Raw genomic sequence first — 16,444 nt, 5'->3', positions numbered from 1 at the left:
ACGCCTTATCATTATAATTTATAGTTAGGCTGGCCGCATCCCTAACAGCCAGAATAATAAATATGCCGAAATAACGCGGGCTCTACAAGCGATTTTTAGTTATAGGAGGGTGATGGTTCAATTGTTAACCATCTTTTGCTAGTAATAAGGAATTTGGGATTTAAACTCTGAAATTCCATTTATGGTTCTGTGCTTTGGCGTTTCTAGTTTTTCGTGCTTTCCTTCTGCAAACAGAATCAACTCTCCGCAACGCTCTCGCTTGGCAAGTTGATGGGCGTAACTTTGTATATCTTCAAAACTTAACGCACTAATACACTCAGCAAGTTGTGTATTTCTATTAAAGCTTAAATCTTGAGTACCTAAGCTTATCCATAGTCTTTGCGACTTCATCGACAAATTAAGGTCACGTTCTTCAAGTTGCTTTAATAAGTTCTGTTTGATAGTAGACCAATAAAAACGATAAAACTCGATTTCTTCTAACTGCTGAAACAGGAATACGGTCATGGCATCAAGTAGCGTTTTGGCACTGTTATTAGGGCTTTGCACATAAAATGCCATCCCAGGGTGTTGATTGTGGGGAACATAGCCGGTTCCCACAATGTAGCCCAACTGCTGTTCTGTTCGAAGCGCATTGAAAAATGGTGCCGCCAACATTTGCTCTAACACCATACAAAGTGCAGTGTCGTGTAGGCCTGCAGTAGGGGCTTGTAAATACAGCACAACAGCCGCATCGTCGTGCTCACAACTGACTTGATGATAAAAAGCTTCGCCAACGGGAAGTTTCGATACCGCGCGAGACAAAGGTGCACCGCTAGTGTTAACACATTTACTATCAATAGTGTGTGCGAATCCCATCGCTTGCTCGCTGGCCCAATTGCCATGCACAAAACTTTCTATGAAATAATCGTCAAATGCAGTGTCACGCACTTTAATCATATCTTCATAGGAAGTGTTGGCTACCGCTTGCAATAACTCCACAGGAGCTTGAGTATTACGTTGTATCAACACACTCAGCCTAGAGAACAAGCGGTTAGTTGGTTTGTTCAACAATGAGTTCTGTAAATTTTGAAGCTGCATTTGTTTGTAATGCTGAAAATTAAACTCTGATGGTTTAAACGATAAGACCGCTTCTAGCAACTGCTCAGCTAATAACATCTGCTGATTGGTAAAGCCTCGGGTATGCAATGTAAAGCCAGCTTGGTGGCCATAAATTCGATAATGCAGCCCCGCAATTTCGGCGCGGTAATACTTGGCTTGCAAGTAGTCATTTAATGCACTTAACCAAATTCGCTTAGCAGCAACCGCGGTTAAAGAATCAGAAAAGTGCACCATATCAAACGAGACATAAATGTCGCCCTTGGGGCTAAAAAACTGTTGGTCTTGTGCAAACCAGAAGCGCACGCCGTCTTTATCAACCAATTTCGTAGGGTTATCGAATCCTGTTTCTGGTAACACTAACGCGTAGCTTTCCCCTAAATAAGGGTTCGGAGGGGGCAGCGATAATGCTTCAATCGTTATTGGTGACGCAAAGGCGTTCAATTGTTCTTCAGCAATAGGCTGAACACGGTATCTTGCATTGTAATATGCGCAGCTTCTGTCGGTTTCTACATCCGGAGAGATTACCTTTAATCGAATGTTAAACGGCGTAAAGAACGACAAGGCCTCTTTCATGACTGCGCCGTCGTAGCTACCGATACTCGTGCGAAGCTTTCTTAGTTGCTCCGGAGTGAATAAAAACTGATGCTGAGCAAATTCGCTAACCATCGTTAGCGGCTTGACGTTCTCTTCATATTCTAGAGCTAGTGCGGTAAGTTGTGCTTTCTCTTCGAATCGCCATGAATCATTAATAGAAAGCTTAACCAATTCTAAGTAACTAAATAGTGCCATTACCACATGGTGTTGGTTTGCTAACCCAAGCTCTGTTAACTGAAAGCTAATATTGAAGTCTTTGAATTTGTCGCCTTCAATACCCGAACCAGCAATTAGATTTACCGCCCAGTTTTGGCTCTTTAAGTAGGCAAGTAGACTGCCTTCGCCTTCATCGCCAAGTAAATGACTAATATAATTTAGCGGTTTGGTATCGATATCATTGTGAATGCCTGGTAATGCAAAGGTTACTATCATTCGCCGCGCTGTTTGCAGCGGTTTGATATTAATTTGAATGCCAAGCTGAGAAGAGGAATAAAGCGCAGGCCAAGAATCACTGGCTAACGCGCCGGCCTCAAAACTTGAAAAACTCTGCGTTATTAACGCTTCTAGCTGAGCAATAGGAACAGGGCTTGAAATACACAAACACATATTGCGCCCACAATAATACTGTTTGTGCAGAGCTCTTAATGCCTCGCGAAGGCTGTTAACTTCGTGTTTTGAAAATATATCAGCATTGCCAACAGAAAATTTAGAGAAGGGGTGAGCGGGATTACACGTTTCTTTGTGAATTTGATAAAGCCGGCGTAAATCGTCTTTAATTTTAAACTGAAACTCTGCATCAATGGATTTGATTTCGTTTATAAGCGCGGTTTCATTTAAGATGGGCTGGCGCAACATATCGGCAAAGGCCGGAAGGGTTTGTGCAATCGCAGAACCGTCACACTGATAGTGATAATTCGCATATTCAGTACCTGTCCACGCGTTAATATTACCGCCATGTTGCTCGATGAACCCGTTGATACTATTTGGGTTTGGAAAATGTCGACTTCCCATAAAGAGCATATGTTCTAGTAAATGGGCTAACCCCTGACAATCGCTTGGATCGTAAAAATGACCCGCACGAACCGCCATAGAAACATAGGAGGTGCTGGATTGTGGCTCGTGGCATAACATAACCCTAAGGCCGTTAGGCAGGGTAAAGTGATATGCATTGTCAAATTTTTGAACGTTAGTCACATGATCTCATTGTAAAAACTCAAGACAAAATTGTCAGGAAACCACAAACTACTCACAATCCCTGAAATGAAATAATACAGTTTAATAACCACTATTTAGGTTTTGTGCTATGCGTAATTAAAGCACTCTGTTATCGTAACTGCACTTAAAACATAGTATGCGTAATGTTATGTCAGGTCAAAGTAGCAACGACGACATTTTTTTATTTATCATGCGCCACGGAGAGGCAGAAGCACCGCGTTTGGATGACAAAAGTCGGCAGCTCACTCAAGTTGGTAGACAGCAATCGTTGGCCGCTACGCAGTGGTTGTGTGCGAATTATTGTCCTGATAACGCCGTGGATTTGGCGCTAATCAGCCCTTATCGCAGAACGCGTCAAACCCTTGATATGGTCTCCCTCGATATCGTCGCTGATAAAGTCGAAGTTAATGAAGATATTATTCCCGACGGCTCGGCAGAATTGGTTAGCGATTATTTGTCGGCGCGCATTCACAGTGCTGTGAATTCTAAACAACCCCTCAAACGAATATTGGTGGTTAGCCACATGCCGTTAGTTAGCTATTTGGTTGACGCATTGTGCCAGTCTTACACAACCAGTTTATTCGCTACTGCTTCCATCGCCGTCATCCGTTATTCGCTCAGAACACAAAAAGGCACCTTGCTAACACATTACCAAGGCTGAAGGTTCAAATAGCGATAAAAGGTCGATACACGTGGTGTATCTGGCTTGAATGACAATGGTTACATTAGACTAAAGATTTATTTGTGGATTTTGCTTCAGAAGTTTTGTTTTTGACCGATAATAATTATTGAGAGTGTCAAAGTTTATTCGAAAGCAGGGTGGGGAATGACCAGCAAATCTATTCCTGAACTCCTCAAGCGTTCATTGCAGTCGCATATGGCGGAAGCAGATTTGCGCGAAGACGAGGAGATGCAGGACATTATTACAAAATTGACTACGTTGTCTGACAAGGTTGCGGCTGCAAAAGCGCAAGTGCTTGCCAAACGTGCTCAAAAAGCAGTAGATAAAATCTAGTCTGAAGCGCCAGACTGGGGGGCGTTGAAGTACTCCGGCATAATGCGAACCGTTTTGATCATGTTTTCTGTAATATCCACAATCTCTAACGGGTAACCTGCCAAGCGAACACTCACTTTGTTCTCTGGAATCTCTTCTAAATACTCTAGCAATAGCCCATTCAATGTTTTCGGCCCTTCAGTAGGCAAGTTCCAATCCATTTCTTTATTAAGGTCACGAATATTAGCACTGCCATCTACCAATACAGAGCCATCTTGCTGAACGTGCGCTTCTTTACTGTGATCAGGCACCATGCTGGTGGTGAAGTCACCGATGATTTCTTCGAGAATATCCTCTAATGTAACCAAACCCATAATATCGCCATACTCGTCGACAACGAGCGCGATACGTTCTTTTTCTGCTTGGAACTTATACATCAACGTATGTAATGGCGTAGATTCTGGCGTGTAGTATATTTCTCTTACCGCACGAAGCAGACTCGATTTAGTGAACTGGTCTTTCGACAACAAGCGAAGGGCGTCGCGCACATGTACAAACCCTACTGCATCATCAATGCTATCGCGGTAAAGTAACACACGGGTATGTTGAGCGTGGGTAAGGTGCTTCTGAATTCGCTTCCATTCGTCGTTAATATCTATGGCAACAATTTCAGCTCTTGGCACCATAATATCTTCCGCTGTTACGCTCTCTAAATCCAAAATACTCACCAACATATCTTGGTGTTTTTTGGGAATAAGGCTTCCGGCTTCATAAACAACGGTACGTAATTCTTCGCGACTTAAAGAGTCGTCATTGCCATCTGCGGGGCTAATTTTGAGCAGCGCTAAAATGCCATTGGTGATGCCATTGATAAAAGCCACGAACGGATAAAGTATCGTTAACAAGGGTAATAGTATTACCGAACTTGGGAAGGCCACTTTTTCTGGGTAAAGCGCAGCTAATGTTTTCGGGGTAACTTCAGCAAAAATAAGCAAAATTAAAGTTAAGCCAAAGGTGGCTGCAAATAAGCCCCAATAATCGCCAAACAAGCGAATACAAATAATTGTCGCTAACGATGAAGCGGCAATATTAACAAGGTTGTTCCCTATTAAGATAAGACCTATAAGTCTATCGGGGCGGTCGAGAAGTTTTTGAACCCGTTGGGCAGATTTATTGCCTTCGTTTTGCAGGTGCTTAAGGCGATATCGGTTTATCGACATCATGCCTGTTTCAGAACTAGAGAAATACGCAGAAAGTAATATGAGTACGCCGAGCGCGATAAACAGCGTACTCGTAGATATGTCGTCCAACTATTGGGTTCCTATCATTTATTGATGTTCAAATACTGTAATTTGAAATTGGGTCTACATGTGCAATATACGCAGCATACGCAAGGTGTGCACGTAAATTTGACTAATTCATTTGGATTAATGGCGATTTATAGCAATATTTCTCGAACTAATTTACTACCGAAGTACGCAAGTGACAGTAAAATAACACCGAGTACTGTCATGAATATCACTTGTTTTCCGCGCCATCCTCGAAGCTTCTGACCTATCAATAATATTAAGTACACCACTAACGCGGCACTTGATAGCACCGTTTTATGCGCATACGTTTTATTAAACATATCATCTAAGAAAACAAACCCGCTAAGAAGTGACACAGATAGCAAGCAAGTTCCTGCCAGCAAAAGCTTAAACAATATGCCTTCTACTAACATCAAAGGTGGCAAAGATGAATGTAACAGCGTTGCGCCTTTTTGTTTCAATCGATAGGTAATGTATGACATCTGCAAGGCATAAAGAAAGGCAATAACCAGTGTGCAATAAGCAAACAAAGATAAGCTGATATGCACCACTAGCCCTGGTTGCAACTCTATATGCATAATATAAGACACGGGAATAAACAACGAGGCTAGTACCGATAAGCTAGCAAACCCAAACACCACTGGAAGCAAAATAAGATTGGGAATAGCGCGAGCAAATATCAGCATGGCGGTGGTGATTATCCAAGCTACTAATGAAAGCACGTTGGTAATACTCATGTCTTGGCCAGGCGCTACTATAATAACGTTAAGCAAAAACGCAATGTGCGCAACAACACCTAAGCTAGCAATGCCTAAGCCTAAGCGTTTGTTCGGGCCTTCTTGGTGTACAAACTTGCCAAGTAAAACAATGGCGGCCATAGCGTAAAGCGCAGCGGCGGCAATGGCGAAAGCGGTGTTCATGATGTTTCCTGTAAAAAATGGTGTTTATCACCAATACTGGCGGTATTGATACTGGAAGTTGAGCTTAAATTCAACCGTCTCCTTGTTTTTCTTTATGCAAGTACCATGTATTGGGGCAATAGAGTTCGTTTAATTCCCTCGCATGCAAGCCTACGAGATGAGACAATAACCATCTGAATTAGTTTAATGGCGGCTCATGGCAGGCTTGTATGCATGAGCAGTAGACAGAGGAAAGAAATTTCCTTCACTAGACGGTACGTTAAGTCGCCCTTTTACGTTACAATAGGCGCATTACGTCTGAAATAAATAGAAGTTTCATACTATGTTTGAAAATTTATCAGAACGCTTAGGCCAGACATTACGAAATGTCAGTGGTAAGGGGCGTCTTACAGAAGACAACATCAAAGAAACGCTTCGCGAAGTGCGCATGGCGTTACTTGAAGCGGATGTTGCATTACCGGTTATCAAATCCTTCGTTGCACAAGTTAAAGAACGTGCAGTAGGGACTGAAGTCACTAAGAGCCTGAAGCCTGGGCAAATCTTTATTAAGATTGTTCAGTCTGAGCTAGAAGCGGTAATGGGTGAAGCGAACGAAAAGCTAAACCTTGCCACTCAGCCTCCTGCAGTTATTTTAATGGCAGGCCTTCAAGGGGCGGGTAAAACCACCTCAGTGGCTAAACTTGCTAAATATCTAACCGAGCGTGAAAAGAAAAAGGTTATGGTAGTAAGTGCCGATGTTTATCGCCCAGCGGCGATCAAACAATTGGAAACCCTTGCTAGTGAAGTGAATGTATCTTTTCACCCGTCAACTATTTTGCAAACGCCTATTCACATTGTTGAAGGCGCCATTAATGAAGCGAAGAAAAACTTCTTTGATGTACTGCTAGTTGATACCGCAGGTCGTTTGCATGTCGATAATGACATGATGGACGAGATTAAAGACTTACACGCTGCTGTTAAGCCAATTGAAACCTTGTTCGTGGTTGATGCCATGACAGGGCAAGATGCGGCAAATACAGCAAAAGCCTTTAACGATGCACTACCATTAACCGGTGTAATCTTAACGAAAGCCGATGGTGATGCGCGAGGCGGTGCTGCCCTTTCTGTTCGTCATATTACAGGTAAACCTATTAAGTTTATCGGTATGGGCGAGAAAGTAGATGCACTAGAGCCATTCCACCCAGAGCGTATCGCTTCACGTATTTTAGGTATGGGTGATGTACTCAGCTTAATTGAAGAAGTAGAACGTAAAGTTGACCGTAACAAAGCGGAACAACTGGCCAAGAAAGTTCAAAAAGGTAAAGGCTTCGATCTTCAAGATTTTAAAGATCAGCTTGAGCAAATGAAGAACATGGGCGGCATGATGGGAATGATGGACAAACTGCCGGGTATGGGCGGTATGTCTGAAAAAATCAAAGAGCAAGCCAACGACAAGCAGTTCAATCAGATGGAAGCCATCATTAACTCGATGACACCCGCTGAACGCTCTCGCCCTGATATCATCAAAGGGTCTCGTAAACGTCGTATTGCTGCAGGTTCTGGTACTCAGATTCAGGATGTGAACCGTTTACTTAAGCAGTTTACTCAAATGCAAAAAATGATGAAGAAAATGTCTGGTGGCGGCATGAAGAAAATGATGCGCCAGATGAAAGGCATGATGCCTCCTGGTGGGCCGGGCGGTCCAGGTGGCTTTGGTGGTGGGGGCCCTGGTGGCTTCGGCGGCGGTGGTGGTATGTTCCCTCCAAGATAGCCTAAAAAAATTAATTATGTTGAAAGCCTCATCCTTTAAGATGGGGCTTTTTTTATTTTCTTGCATCAAATTCTATAGGCGAGTCGTTTGGTTTAAGTGACAGAACGTAAGCAGTTTTCGCGTCTATCACCGCTCCTGTATTGCTAATTAAGTGAATTTTATCAGTTAGTAAAATTATGGTTTAGACAACCGTGAGCTATAATAAAGTCTTACGCGATTAGTTTTTGATACGAGACCATAATGATCAAAGCGAACTACTTCATTAGAACAGACAATAATGTGGTGATTGTGCATGTCAAAGGCGCTTGGGATCTTGCTATTGCAGAGAAATTTAGCCAAGAATTTAAAAAAGTAGGCCGACAGCTTAATCATACTCCTTGGGCACACCTTGTTTATTTTGACGAATGGGCGTTGTCTACCCCAGACGTAGAGCCTGTCATTAATGAAATGCTTGTTTGGGCACAAGTTAATAATATGACACATACTGCAAGGGTCTATAAAGATCACGCACTTAAAACGTACCAGCTTAATCGCATGTTAGATGCAGAGAAACACAAGGACAATATTTGTCATGTCGAGAATTCGAGCGAAGGTTTCGCATGGCTTACTAAGCATGGTTTCCACGTTACTACTGCCAAGGTAGTCGCTTAACTTTCCCTTTTTAGTACAACACTTATCACCATTGCGTAAAAAAACAGCAGTCATTCATTCTACTGTGTTTGTCTCTTCATACTGCCTGTGCAAATCATTCATTTCATAATACACTGAACGGCTCATTAATCGATTTACAAGTAGCATCTGAGGTGCAATTTGTTAATTGTAAAAATACAACGTTTAAAATAGATAAATGTGCTTCAAGCTCCAAAGGGGGCTGTGTGCTGATACTCAAAATAATAGGATACTGAATGGCAGGCTTAAAACGTATTGTTCTCATCGATACCCATTTGCCGGGTGTGGTTGAATTAAAGCTTGATGGGCATACCAACATCTGTGGTACGAATGCATCGGGTAAAACGACTTTGCAGCGGCTCATTCCAGTTTTTTACGGCGAATATCCTAGTCGTGTAGTACCAGCCACCCGTGACAGTTTTGAACGTTGGTACTTACCTCGTTTATCTAGCTTTATTATTTATGAGTATGCCCGCGCCGACGGTGATATATGCCAAGCGGTTTTAAGCTCTAATGGCACGGGCGTTAACTATCGCTTAGTAGGTAAACCGTTCGATATTGACGATTACTTAATTAAGCAAAAAAGTGGTAAACACGTTAGCGTAAGCAGTGCAGAACTTGCTCGCGCAATGAAACGCAATAACGTGATGGTAACCAGTTTGCTGAACACCAAAGATTTCCGCGCGATTGTACAAAACGATCATGGTGTATTAAACCAAAGCGGTAACGGTCGAGAACTATTAGGTTACGCCAAAATATTCAGCCTGTGCGAGCCCAGCAAGCATATGCGTCATATTGAAAAGCTTGCAAAAGCAGTGCATTCAAAAGAAGGCAAGATGGAAACCATCAAAGCCATGATTGCCGCTATTTTGGAAGAAGATGGGGTAACACCGCCTACATCAGGCTTAAGCCGTAATCGTGTTGATGACTGGATTAAAGAGTGCCAGTTAATTAAACAGTTCGACAATATTCGCCCTGAGTTCAGCAAACTTGAACAAGCCGATATGGCGTTAAGCAGCATTGAGCAACTGTTAGCCAACTTAAAGCATAGCTTTGAGCTTGATAAGGTACACTTATCTACTCGCGTTGATACCACTAAAAACGAATTAGACGAGAATACCTTCCAGCGTAAACAAACTGATAGTCAGTGGCACGATACGCGGGATCATCTTAATCAAGTTATTTCGTCTGCCCGGGCCGATGTTGAAAAATACACCAGTGAACTGGATACCGTTGAACGTGAATTCGATAAATGGCAAGACCAGAATATCGACCAGTTAAAAGAAGACGTTGCTAATTTAGCGCAATGGCAAAACGCCCGTGAATTGGCCGACAGCCGCTATCTATTACTTACCGAAAAACACCAAGATATAGAATCAGCCTATAACAAGCGATTGGCTGAACTAGGCGATAAGTTGTCACTTTCCTTAGAGTCGCTATCAGCGGCTAGGCAAGAGGCAGCGGAAACCAAAGCAGAGCAAACGCAACAAGAACATGAAGCCATTGCCCGCATTCGCGATGATTACGCAGGCCAGCTCAGCACCTTACAAGCAAATTATCAAACCGCCTCTGGTGAACTTAAAGTCGCGGAAGCTGAACTAAAGGCCTCGCTATCTAACGCGGGTTACAACGAATTTGAGCAGTCGCAATTAGATTTGCTTGATGCCGCCACTAAAGAAGCGTCAGTTAACGAAGATGCAGCTCGAGCGGCTTACCGACAAACTCAGCAAGCCCATAGTAAAGCGGTGCAGTTTAGGCAAGATGCTTCAAACGCCCTTGATAAAGCGCGCGTTGCCTTTCAAAAAGAAGAAAGTGCAGTTTCAAAAATCAATAGCTTGCTGTACCCAGGTGAGGGCTCATTGCTAGAGTTCTTACGTGCCAATGTTGATGATTGGGAATTAACCCTAGGTAAAGTACTTCGCCCTGAATTGTTAGACCGGAACGACTTAAGCCCCAGCGTGACTAAAGCTGCCGAAGACGCTAAATCAGACACCAGCGGAACTAGCACTTCGCTGATGGGCATCAACTTAGCCCTCTCAGAGCTTGAAACGCCAGAATACGCGCAAACTGAACAAGCCTTGAAGCAACAGCTTCAGTTAGCTGAAACTCGTCAAGCGGCATCCCTTGCTGCGCAGAATGAATGCGAAACGCGCTTAGCTAAAGCCAATGAAGATGTTCGCAATGCTGAATTGTCGATGACGCAAAAAGACAATGCGGTTAAAAGTGCTGAAGCTAGCCGTAAGCGCGCTCAACAAGACCGTGATAGCCTGTTAAGTGAATATCAGCAGGCGCTTTCCGCACGCAAGCAAAAGGCGAAAACAAAGCTTGAAGCTAATCTTCAAGCCCAAAAACAAGCCAAAGCCCAATATGAACTTAGCCGTGACGAAATAAAAGATCAGCAGCGAGAGTCGGAAACAGAACATAGCTTCCATTGGCAACAGCTAATTGCCGATAGCACAGGGCGTATTTCTCAAATTGATAAAGACATGCAGCAGGCAAAAGCGAATGCCGCTCGCGACCGTGAAGATATGCAAAAGTGGCTTGAAAATGAGCTGAATAATCGCGGTGTAGACATCGACGAAATAGGTCAGCTTAAGAAGCAAATTAATAAGCTGAAAGAAGATATAAACCGCACCGAAACCCACCGCCATAAAGTGGCCGATTATGAGCGTTGGTACACTACCATATTCACTAAACAAAAAGTGGTATGGCAAGACGAACTGGCAAAAGCGCGGAAATCGTTAGGGGAATCTGAGCGCGGTTTGGCTCAAAAGCAAAGTGAATATAAAGCGACGCGTGAACAACTACTTGAGATGCAGGCTTCACTTGAAACTAGGCTGAAAACTGCAACAGATCAACTAGAACAAGTTCGTACGTTAAGCAAATCACTCAGTAAGCTTACCCTGCAAGCTGCAAAAGAGTTTACTGAAATTAAGCATGACGATGTCAGTGTGAACCAGCGTATTTCTGAAGTACAAGGGCATTTGCAAGAACGAGACACCCTTTATAGCGATATTCGTGCTTATGTAGAAAGATTCGATCAGCTAATTGCAGCGCAAGCTGGAACTGGGCTGTCTGATACCTGGGAACGCGCGCGTGAAGAATGCGCCACTATTAACGCCCACGGGGTAAAGAGCTTCGACCATCGCCGTATGGTATCTCACTTATCTCAGTTGCTTAATGTAATAGTGCCGCAGAAACTACAAGGCTTACGTGAGCAAGGCAGAATATTCGGTGCCGATTTGTCTCAGTACTACTTTGTACTTGCAGATATAGACAAGCGTATTGTGTCGCAAAGCCGCCGAATTACTCAAGAAGTTGACGGTGAATTGTTCCTAGATGGTGTGTCTGATTCTGCGGTGAAGATTCGCTCTCGCATTAGCGAGCTAGAATTTTGGCCAGAACTAGAGCAGTTTAGAAAGCTGTACGAGCACTGGATGGAAGAGGGCGCAAATACCTTGCCTGATGAAGAGTACGGGCTAAGTATGCGTCGTGTGCTAGACATTTTAGGGCGCGCTGCACTTACTGGCGGCATCAGTAAATTGCTTGATATCGAACTTCATTTACGTGAAGGCAAGAGCGACTTGGTTATTCGCACCGATCGCCAGTTAAATGAATCGTCTAGTCATGGTATGGCTTACCTTATTTTATGTAAGTTCTTACTGGCCTTTACCCGTTTATTGCGAGGCGATGCAGAAGCAACCGTACACTGGCCCATTGATGAGTTGGGTACACTGCATCAAAGCAACGTGAAGAAAATTTTCGATGCCTGTCAGAACAACAATATTAGTGTTGTAGGCGCATTCCCGAACCCTGAATCGGAAGTACTGACTTTGTTTGAGAATCGCTACCTTATTGACAAAGTCACCCGCCAGTTGCAGGTAGTTCAGCCGAGAACCAGTGGTATTGCTGCTCGCCTACAGGCTAAAAAAGCACAAGATAAAGGGAATGCCGCTAGCCAGGAGACATTATCATGATGACGGAACAAGGCCGCGTGTTAAGCGCACTATTGCAAGGGACTTTTATTTGTCAGGTTACTGACGAAGAAGCATGGCGCTTTTTGAAAAACCGTGAGAAAGCTCAGCAATTAGAGCCTCATTTAGCATTGCTAAACCGCACACTTTCAAGCACAGCTGAAGGCGATGTTTTTTTTGCCAGTTACTTAACCATTGGTGAGGCAGAGCGCAAAATTCTAACCCAACAGTTTCAGGATACTGCGTCGAACTTAGTGCCGCTGGTGGAATGGTTGTTGTTAGTACAACAAGCCAATGAGTCTGATATGCCGGTGACTATGGGCAACGCTATTCGCTTAAACGAACTGCAAACTACTATTGAAGATACCCCTGCGTATGCCGAGCAACTAGAGAAAATTTCTCGTTACCGCATGTTTGGTTCTACCAGCGTGAATTTAGATGGCCAGTTAAAGCAGGTATTTAAACGCTTAACCGAAATGGGTTACTTAACCAAGCCAAACCCAGAAAAGCAGATTTACCTTGCCACCGGTAAAGTAGAGCACTTGTATGAAATGCTGCGTTTTATTGATGAAACAGAAGCGTTAAGTTTATCTGAGCAAGCTGATGCTGCTATTACCCAGGGTAGTTTGTTATGAGCCAAGCGCTTATTCAAACAGGTGCTCGCTTACTAAATGCATTGGGTAAGCACAGCGACCTTATCATGCAGGTTTATATAAACGGCACGGTTGATGAGCAAAACCACAGCCCTAAGGTATTAGAGCAATTGGTGCAGCTTGGTGTGCTGTGGCGCCCTGAATCGCAAAGTGAATTACGACTTAAAAGTGCAGTTCGTACGTTACTAGAAGGTAGCTTACAAGATGAAAGAAACCGCACCATTAATGCCAATATCGGTGCGTCGCTCGCGAGTTTAAAAACCTTAGCAGAGCATTATAAAGAAGCCCTGCATTACAATAAATACAACGAATCCGCTGCGCACATGAGCGATTTAACCGAGCATGTGTATCAACTGTCAGAGTCTTTATCGAACAGCGTACGTGTGTTGTTCGGGCGCATTACTAATGAGTTTGGTTATGTGTCGTCGGTAGATGCGAAAATTCGTGAAAATGAACTAGCGCAAGGGCAGGTGACTGACTTGCTATCACAGCTGGAATGTTTCCGCTTCGATGAATTAAGTGAAATAGCGGGTTCAAACCGCGAACTTCGCCATTTGCTGGTGGTGTCTTTGCAGCAGCGCTTTTCAAAAGCCGCGCAAGAACTCTCGGTGGTGCAAGCGCGTTTGATAGATTTACTTGGCCGGTTTCGAGAATTCCAAGGTCGTACTCGCTTGCTTAAGGGCTACTTGCTACACATGGAGCAACACCCTGACTTTGCGCCGGGTAACTACACTAACTTGACGCAAGTGCCAGTACTGTTTAATCAATCAAGCAGCGTGATGAGTGCCGCTGCGCCAGATGTGAATAATGTTGAGCACGAAAACGATTACCAAGAGATTGTGTCCTCGCTTACGCATATTCATCAACGTGCTACTAAACATGATGATGCTGAACCACAGCAAGATATCGATGTAACCGAACAATCTACGGTATCTCTTGAAAAGGATGAATTACAGTTAGCCATAGAAGACTTCTTCTGTGAGGTTATTGATTCGGGCCAACCGAAAACAGCGTTAACCTATTATGAAGAAAAAGCGTTAGCGTTTGATCGTGAGGTATGGATGTATCAAGTGATTGGAGGCTATCAAGCGCTTGCCGATCAAGAAAAGCAATTTTTTGCCCTCGATCCTCATGGTGAAAATGACAAAACGTTTACAGGCAACTTCTACATTAACGATATCACCCTAGGGCTGCGCTAGCGGCTCTATTTATTATATTGGTTTTTACATTTGTCTTTACACTTATTTCGGGCTTCTTATACGCAAGTTTACTTGGATCTCGCAAAGAAAAGACTATAATAGCAACAGTTATTTTACATTTAATTCACACATTGAACTTAATTGTTCATGGTGGCGTAATATAGCTGTCAACGAGCAGGAGCAACATTAATACTCTCGTGAAAAACAATAAACTGCCTAGCAGGATGCGGGCAAGTAGTGGTGCCAATGCGTATGGCACGAAGAGGATGAAACTATGCAACTTTCACAGCAACAAACCTTTAACCAAGCACTTATCAAATTGTCAGTATTGTTATACCAAGTAGACGGTATGGTGACGTTATCTGAACAAGATTATCTCAATTCCATGGTTGAAGAACTAGATTGGCAGAGTCCAATCTGCCGGGAAGCTTTTTTAAACGATACGATTTACCAGACCAGACAAGCTATTGATACTGGCGATGAACTTGAGTTCATGCGCGCGTTAAAAGATGACCTATCTTTTAACGCGGAAAAAACCCTAGAGGTTGCCATGGCAATCACTGGCGTTGATGGAGAGCGAAGTGAAGCAGAAACAGAGCTGTTATCGGTACTTACCCACAAACTATTGGCCAAGGCATTGATAGCAGGCAGCAGTACGCTGTCTAATCAGCTTAACAACCAAGCGCCGCACTAGCTGCCTAGAGCTTGGGCAAACGCCTAGATCTTCGCTAGATGTTCGGCAACACAAGTTTCTAAACATAGCTAGCAAAGCGTGCGGTCAATAAATAGTGATCTCAATACTTGTCTTTGCTAGTACAGCGCATTCGCTAACAGTAATACCATGGCGTAGCCAACACTATAAGCAAGTAGTAATAGGCCAGAGTAACGTAAGAAGGTTGCAAACGTTAGCCCTTCCACCTTACTCATGGCCACAATACCCGCTGCAGATCCTATTACTAATAAAGAGCCTCCCACACCCACCGCATAAGTGAACGATAACCACTCGGGTGTCGTCATTGCGATATCAGCTTTTAATAACGCTGCGGTTAACGGTACGTTATCTATCATGGAAGACACTATCCCCATTAGGTAATTGGCTACACTCACAGGCAGTGAATCGTATAAATACATAAAGCCATTAAGGGCGTGAATATGTTCCAACATGCCTACAAGGAGCAGCACACCTAAGAAAAACAGCAGGGTATCGAATTCAATGTACCGAATGTAGTCGAGTATGGGGTCGTTGTCGTTATGTTTCCCGTAGAGCGTTGCCACCATAAACATGACTGCCATACCGGTTAAAAAGCTAAGAACCGGCGGAATGGAAAATATGACGTTGGCGGCCAATGTAAATAGTATGGTAGCAAGAAATATGGCGGCAATGATGTAATCCACCGATGCAATATCATTTCGCTGCTTTTTAATTCTTACTTCCCCAGTAATACCAATACTCAGTAATGCAGCTAGCAACATCACGGTGACAAACGATGGGCCAATCAGCATGAGAAGTTCGGTAATAGACACTTTGTGTTGCAGGAAAATCATCAAGGTTGTGACATCGCCGGTAATCAATGAGACCCCACCTGAATTGACAGCAAACACCACCAGAACGGAAAAACGGATAGTCTGTTTTAATGGCAAGCCCAAAGATAGCACTAACGCAATTGATACCAGAGTTGCCGTAATGTTATCGGCTAATGAGGAGAAGCAAAAACTGAAAATAGCAGTGAAAAACAGTAATGCTTTCAAACTAATTTTCTCGGGCATCACAATATTCATTACATTTTCAATTAAACCTTTCCGGTTTAAATACGCCACGAAGGTCATCGCTGCCACCAAAAACAACCACAATGTGGAAATTTCGGTAAGGTTACTCATTAACGCGTTGTTGATGTGCTCAGTCTGAGAAATAGAAGAGGAAAATATAAATAGTAGTAACCAAGAAATAGTCCCTAGCAAAAGGGTGGTCTTGGCTTTGTCTACATGAATGAGGTCTTCAAAGATAACGCACAGTAGTGCAAGAATGGCGATGACAATGAGTGCCACGTCTAACATGGTGTCAGTTCCT

12 protein-coding genes are annotated in these 16,444 nt (G+C 43.4%); 8 read left to right on the top strand and 4 right to left on the bottom strand.

Translation table 11 applies throughout. The annotated features are described in order from the left end of the window. Window positions 1-138: 138 nt before the first annotated feature. Window positions 139-2,886 (bottom strand): insulinase family protein, encoded by a 2,748-nt coding sequence (locus AVL57_RS08815; protein ID WP_057793027.1) that lies wholly within the window; start codon window positions 2,884-2,886, stop codon window positions 139-141. 169 nt (window positions 2,887-3,055) lie between these two features. Between AVL57_RS08815 and sixA the strand changes: the two genes are divergently transcribed. Continuing rightward, complete coding sequence (gene sixA, locus AVL57_RS08810) at window positions 3,056-3,568, top strand: phosphohistidine phosphatase SixA (protein ID WP_231751183.1); 513 nt, start codon at window positions 3,056-3,058, stop codon at window positions 3,566-3,568. A 165-nt stretch (window positions 3,569-3,733) separates the two neighbouring features. Further along, entirely contained in the window at window positions 3,734-3,922 is a 189-nt protein-coding gene (locus AVL57_RS08805; protein WP_057793023.1) for a hypothetical protein, read from the top strand. Here the strand turns inward: AVL57_RS08805 and AVL57_RS08800 are convergent. Both AVL57_RS08800 and AVL57_RS08795 read right to left on the bottom strand, forming a co-directional pair. Then, a complete protein-coding gene (locus AVL57_RS08800) occupies window positions 3,919-5,211 on the bottom strand; it encodes an HlyC/CorC family transporter (protein WP_057793021.1) in 1,293 nt (430 codons plus the stop codon). The genes AVL57_RS08805 and AVL57_RS08800 overlap by 4 nt on opposite strands. A 128-nt stretch (window positions 5,212-5,339) precedes the next feature. Beyond that, the gene (locus tag AVL57_RS08795) at window positions 5,340-6,131 is read right to left on the bottom strand and encodes a cytochrome C assembly family protein (RefSeq protein ID WP_057793019.1); all 792 of its coding nucleotides are present in this window, start codon (window positions 6,129-6,131) and stop codon (window positions 5,340-5,342) included. A gap of 322 nt (window positions 6,132-6,453) precedes the next feature. Here AVL57_RS08795 and ffh point away from each other — a divergent pair, with 322 nt between their 5' ends. From ffh to AVL57_RS08765, 6 genes are all read left to right on the top strand, one after another. Further along, the gene (gene ffh, locus AVL57_RS08790) at window positions 6,454-7,881 is read left to right on the top strand and encodes a signal recognition particle protein (RefSeq protein ID WP_057793017.1); all 1,428 of its coding nucleotides are present in this window, start codon (window positions 6,454-6,456) and stop codon (window positions 7,879-7,881) included. Window positions 7,882-8,121: 240 nt separating this feature from the next. Next, entirely contained in the window at window positions 8,122-8,532 is a 411-nt protein-coding gene (locus AVL57_RS08785) for a hypothetical protein (RefSeq protein WP_057793015.1), read from the top strand. A 254-nt stretch (window positions 8,533-8,786) separates the two neighbouring features. Further along, window positions 8,787-12,527: an ATP-binding protein gene (locus tag AVL57_RS08780; RefSeq protein WP_057793013.1), complete on the top strand. Its 3,741-nt coding sequence runs from the start codon at window positions 8,787-8,789 to the stop codon at window positions 12,525-12,527. Further along, the gene (locus AVL57_RS08775; protein ID WP_013784910.1) at window positions 12,524-13,159 is read left to right on the top strand and encodes a condensin complex protein MksE; all 636 of its coding nucleotides are present in this window, start codon (window positions 12,524-12,526) and stop codon (window positions 13,157-13,159) included. The genes AVL57_RS08780 and AVL57_RS08775 overlap by 4 nt, the downstream gene beginning before the upstream one ends. Next, window positions 13,156-14,376, top strand: coding sequence for a hypothetical protein (locus AVL57_RS08770; RefSeq protein WP_013784909.1), 1,221 nt, complete (start codon window positions 13,156-13,158; stop codon window positions 14,374-14,376). Before AVL57_RS08775 ends, AVL57_RS08770 begins: the two co-directional genes overlap by 4 nt. 274 nt (window positions 14,377-14,650) lie before the next feature. Beyond that, window positions 14,651-15,070 (top strand): tellurite resistance TerB family protein, encoded by a 420-nt coding sequence (locus tag AVL57_RS08765; protein WP_013784908.1) that lies wholly within the window; start codon window positions 14,651-14,653, stop codon window positions 15,068-15,070. Between the two features lie 116 nt (window positions 15,071-15,186). On the opposite strand, the gene nhaD is transcribed toward AVL57_RS08765, so the two are convergent. Next, entirely contained in the window at window positions 15,187-16,431 is a 1,245-nt protein-coding gene (nhaD, locus tag AVL57_RS08760; RefSeq protein WP_057793011.1) for a sodium:proton antiporter NhaD, read from the bottom strand. Window positions 16,432-16,444 lie beyond the last annotated feature (13 nt).

Origin of the sequence: Alteromonas stellipolaris (genome assembly GCF_001562115.1) — a bacterium.
GTDB classification, from domain to species: domain Bacteria; phylum Pseudomonadota; class Gammaproteobacteria; order Enterobacterales; family Alteromonadaceae; genus Alteromonas; species Alteromonas stellipolaris.
Note: the sequence above shows the minus strand (reverse complement) of the source record. Positions and strands in the feature narration are given on the sequence as shown.

Excerpts from the sequence above, each read along its gene's own strand:
- sixA (WP_231751183.1), top strand. The coding sequence starts at position 3,056 with ATGTCAGGTCAAAGTAGCAACGACGACATTTTTTTATTTATCATGCGC.
- AVL57_RS08805 (WP_057793023.1), top strand. The coding sequence starts at position 3,734 with ATGACCAGCAAATCTATTCCTGAACTCCTCAAGCGTTCATTGCAGTCG.
- AVL57_RS08795 (WP_057793019.1), bottom strand. The coding sequence starts at position 6,131 with ATGAACACCGCTTTCGCCATTGCCGCCGCTGCGCTTTACGCTATGGCC.
- ffh (WP_057793017.1), top strand. The coding sequence starts at position 6,454 with ATGTTTGAAAATTTATCAGAACGCTTAGGCCAGACATTACGAAATGTC.
- AVL57_RS08785 (WP_057793015.1), top strand. The coding sequence starts at position 8,122 with ATGATCAAAGCGAACTACTTCATTAGAACAGACAATAATGTGGTGATT.
- AVL57_RS08780 (WP_057793013.1), top strand. The coding sequence starts at position 8,787 with ATGGCAGGCTTAAAACGTATTGTTCTCATCGATACCCATTTGCCGGGT.
- AVL57_RS08775 (WP_013784910.1), top strand. The coding sequence starts at position 12,524 with ATGATGACGGAACAAGGCCGCGTGTTAAGCGCACTATTGCAAGGGACT.
- AVL57_RS08770 (WP_013784909.1), top strand. The coding sequence starts at position 13,156 with ATGAGCCAAGCGCTTATTCAAACAGGTGCTCGCTTACTAAATGCATTG.
- AVL57_RS08765 (WP_013784908.1), top strand. The coding sequence starts at position 14,651 with ATGCAACTTTCACAGCAACAAACCTTTAACCAAGCACTTATCAAATTG.
- nhaD (WP_057793011.1), bottom strand. The coding sequence starts at position 16,431 with ATGTTAGACGTGGCACTCATTGTCATCGCCATTCTTGCACTACTGTGC.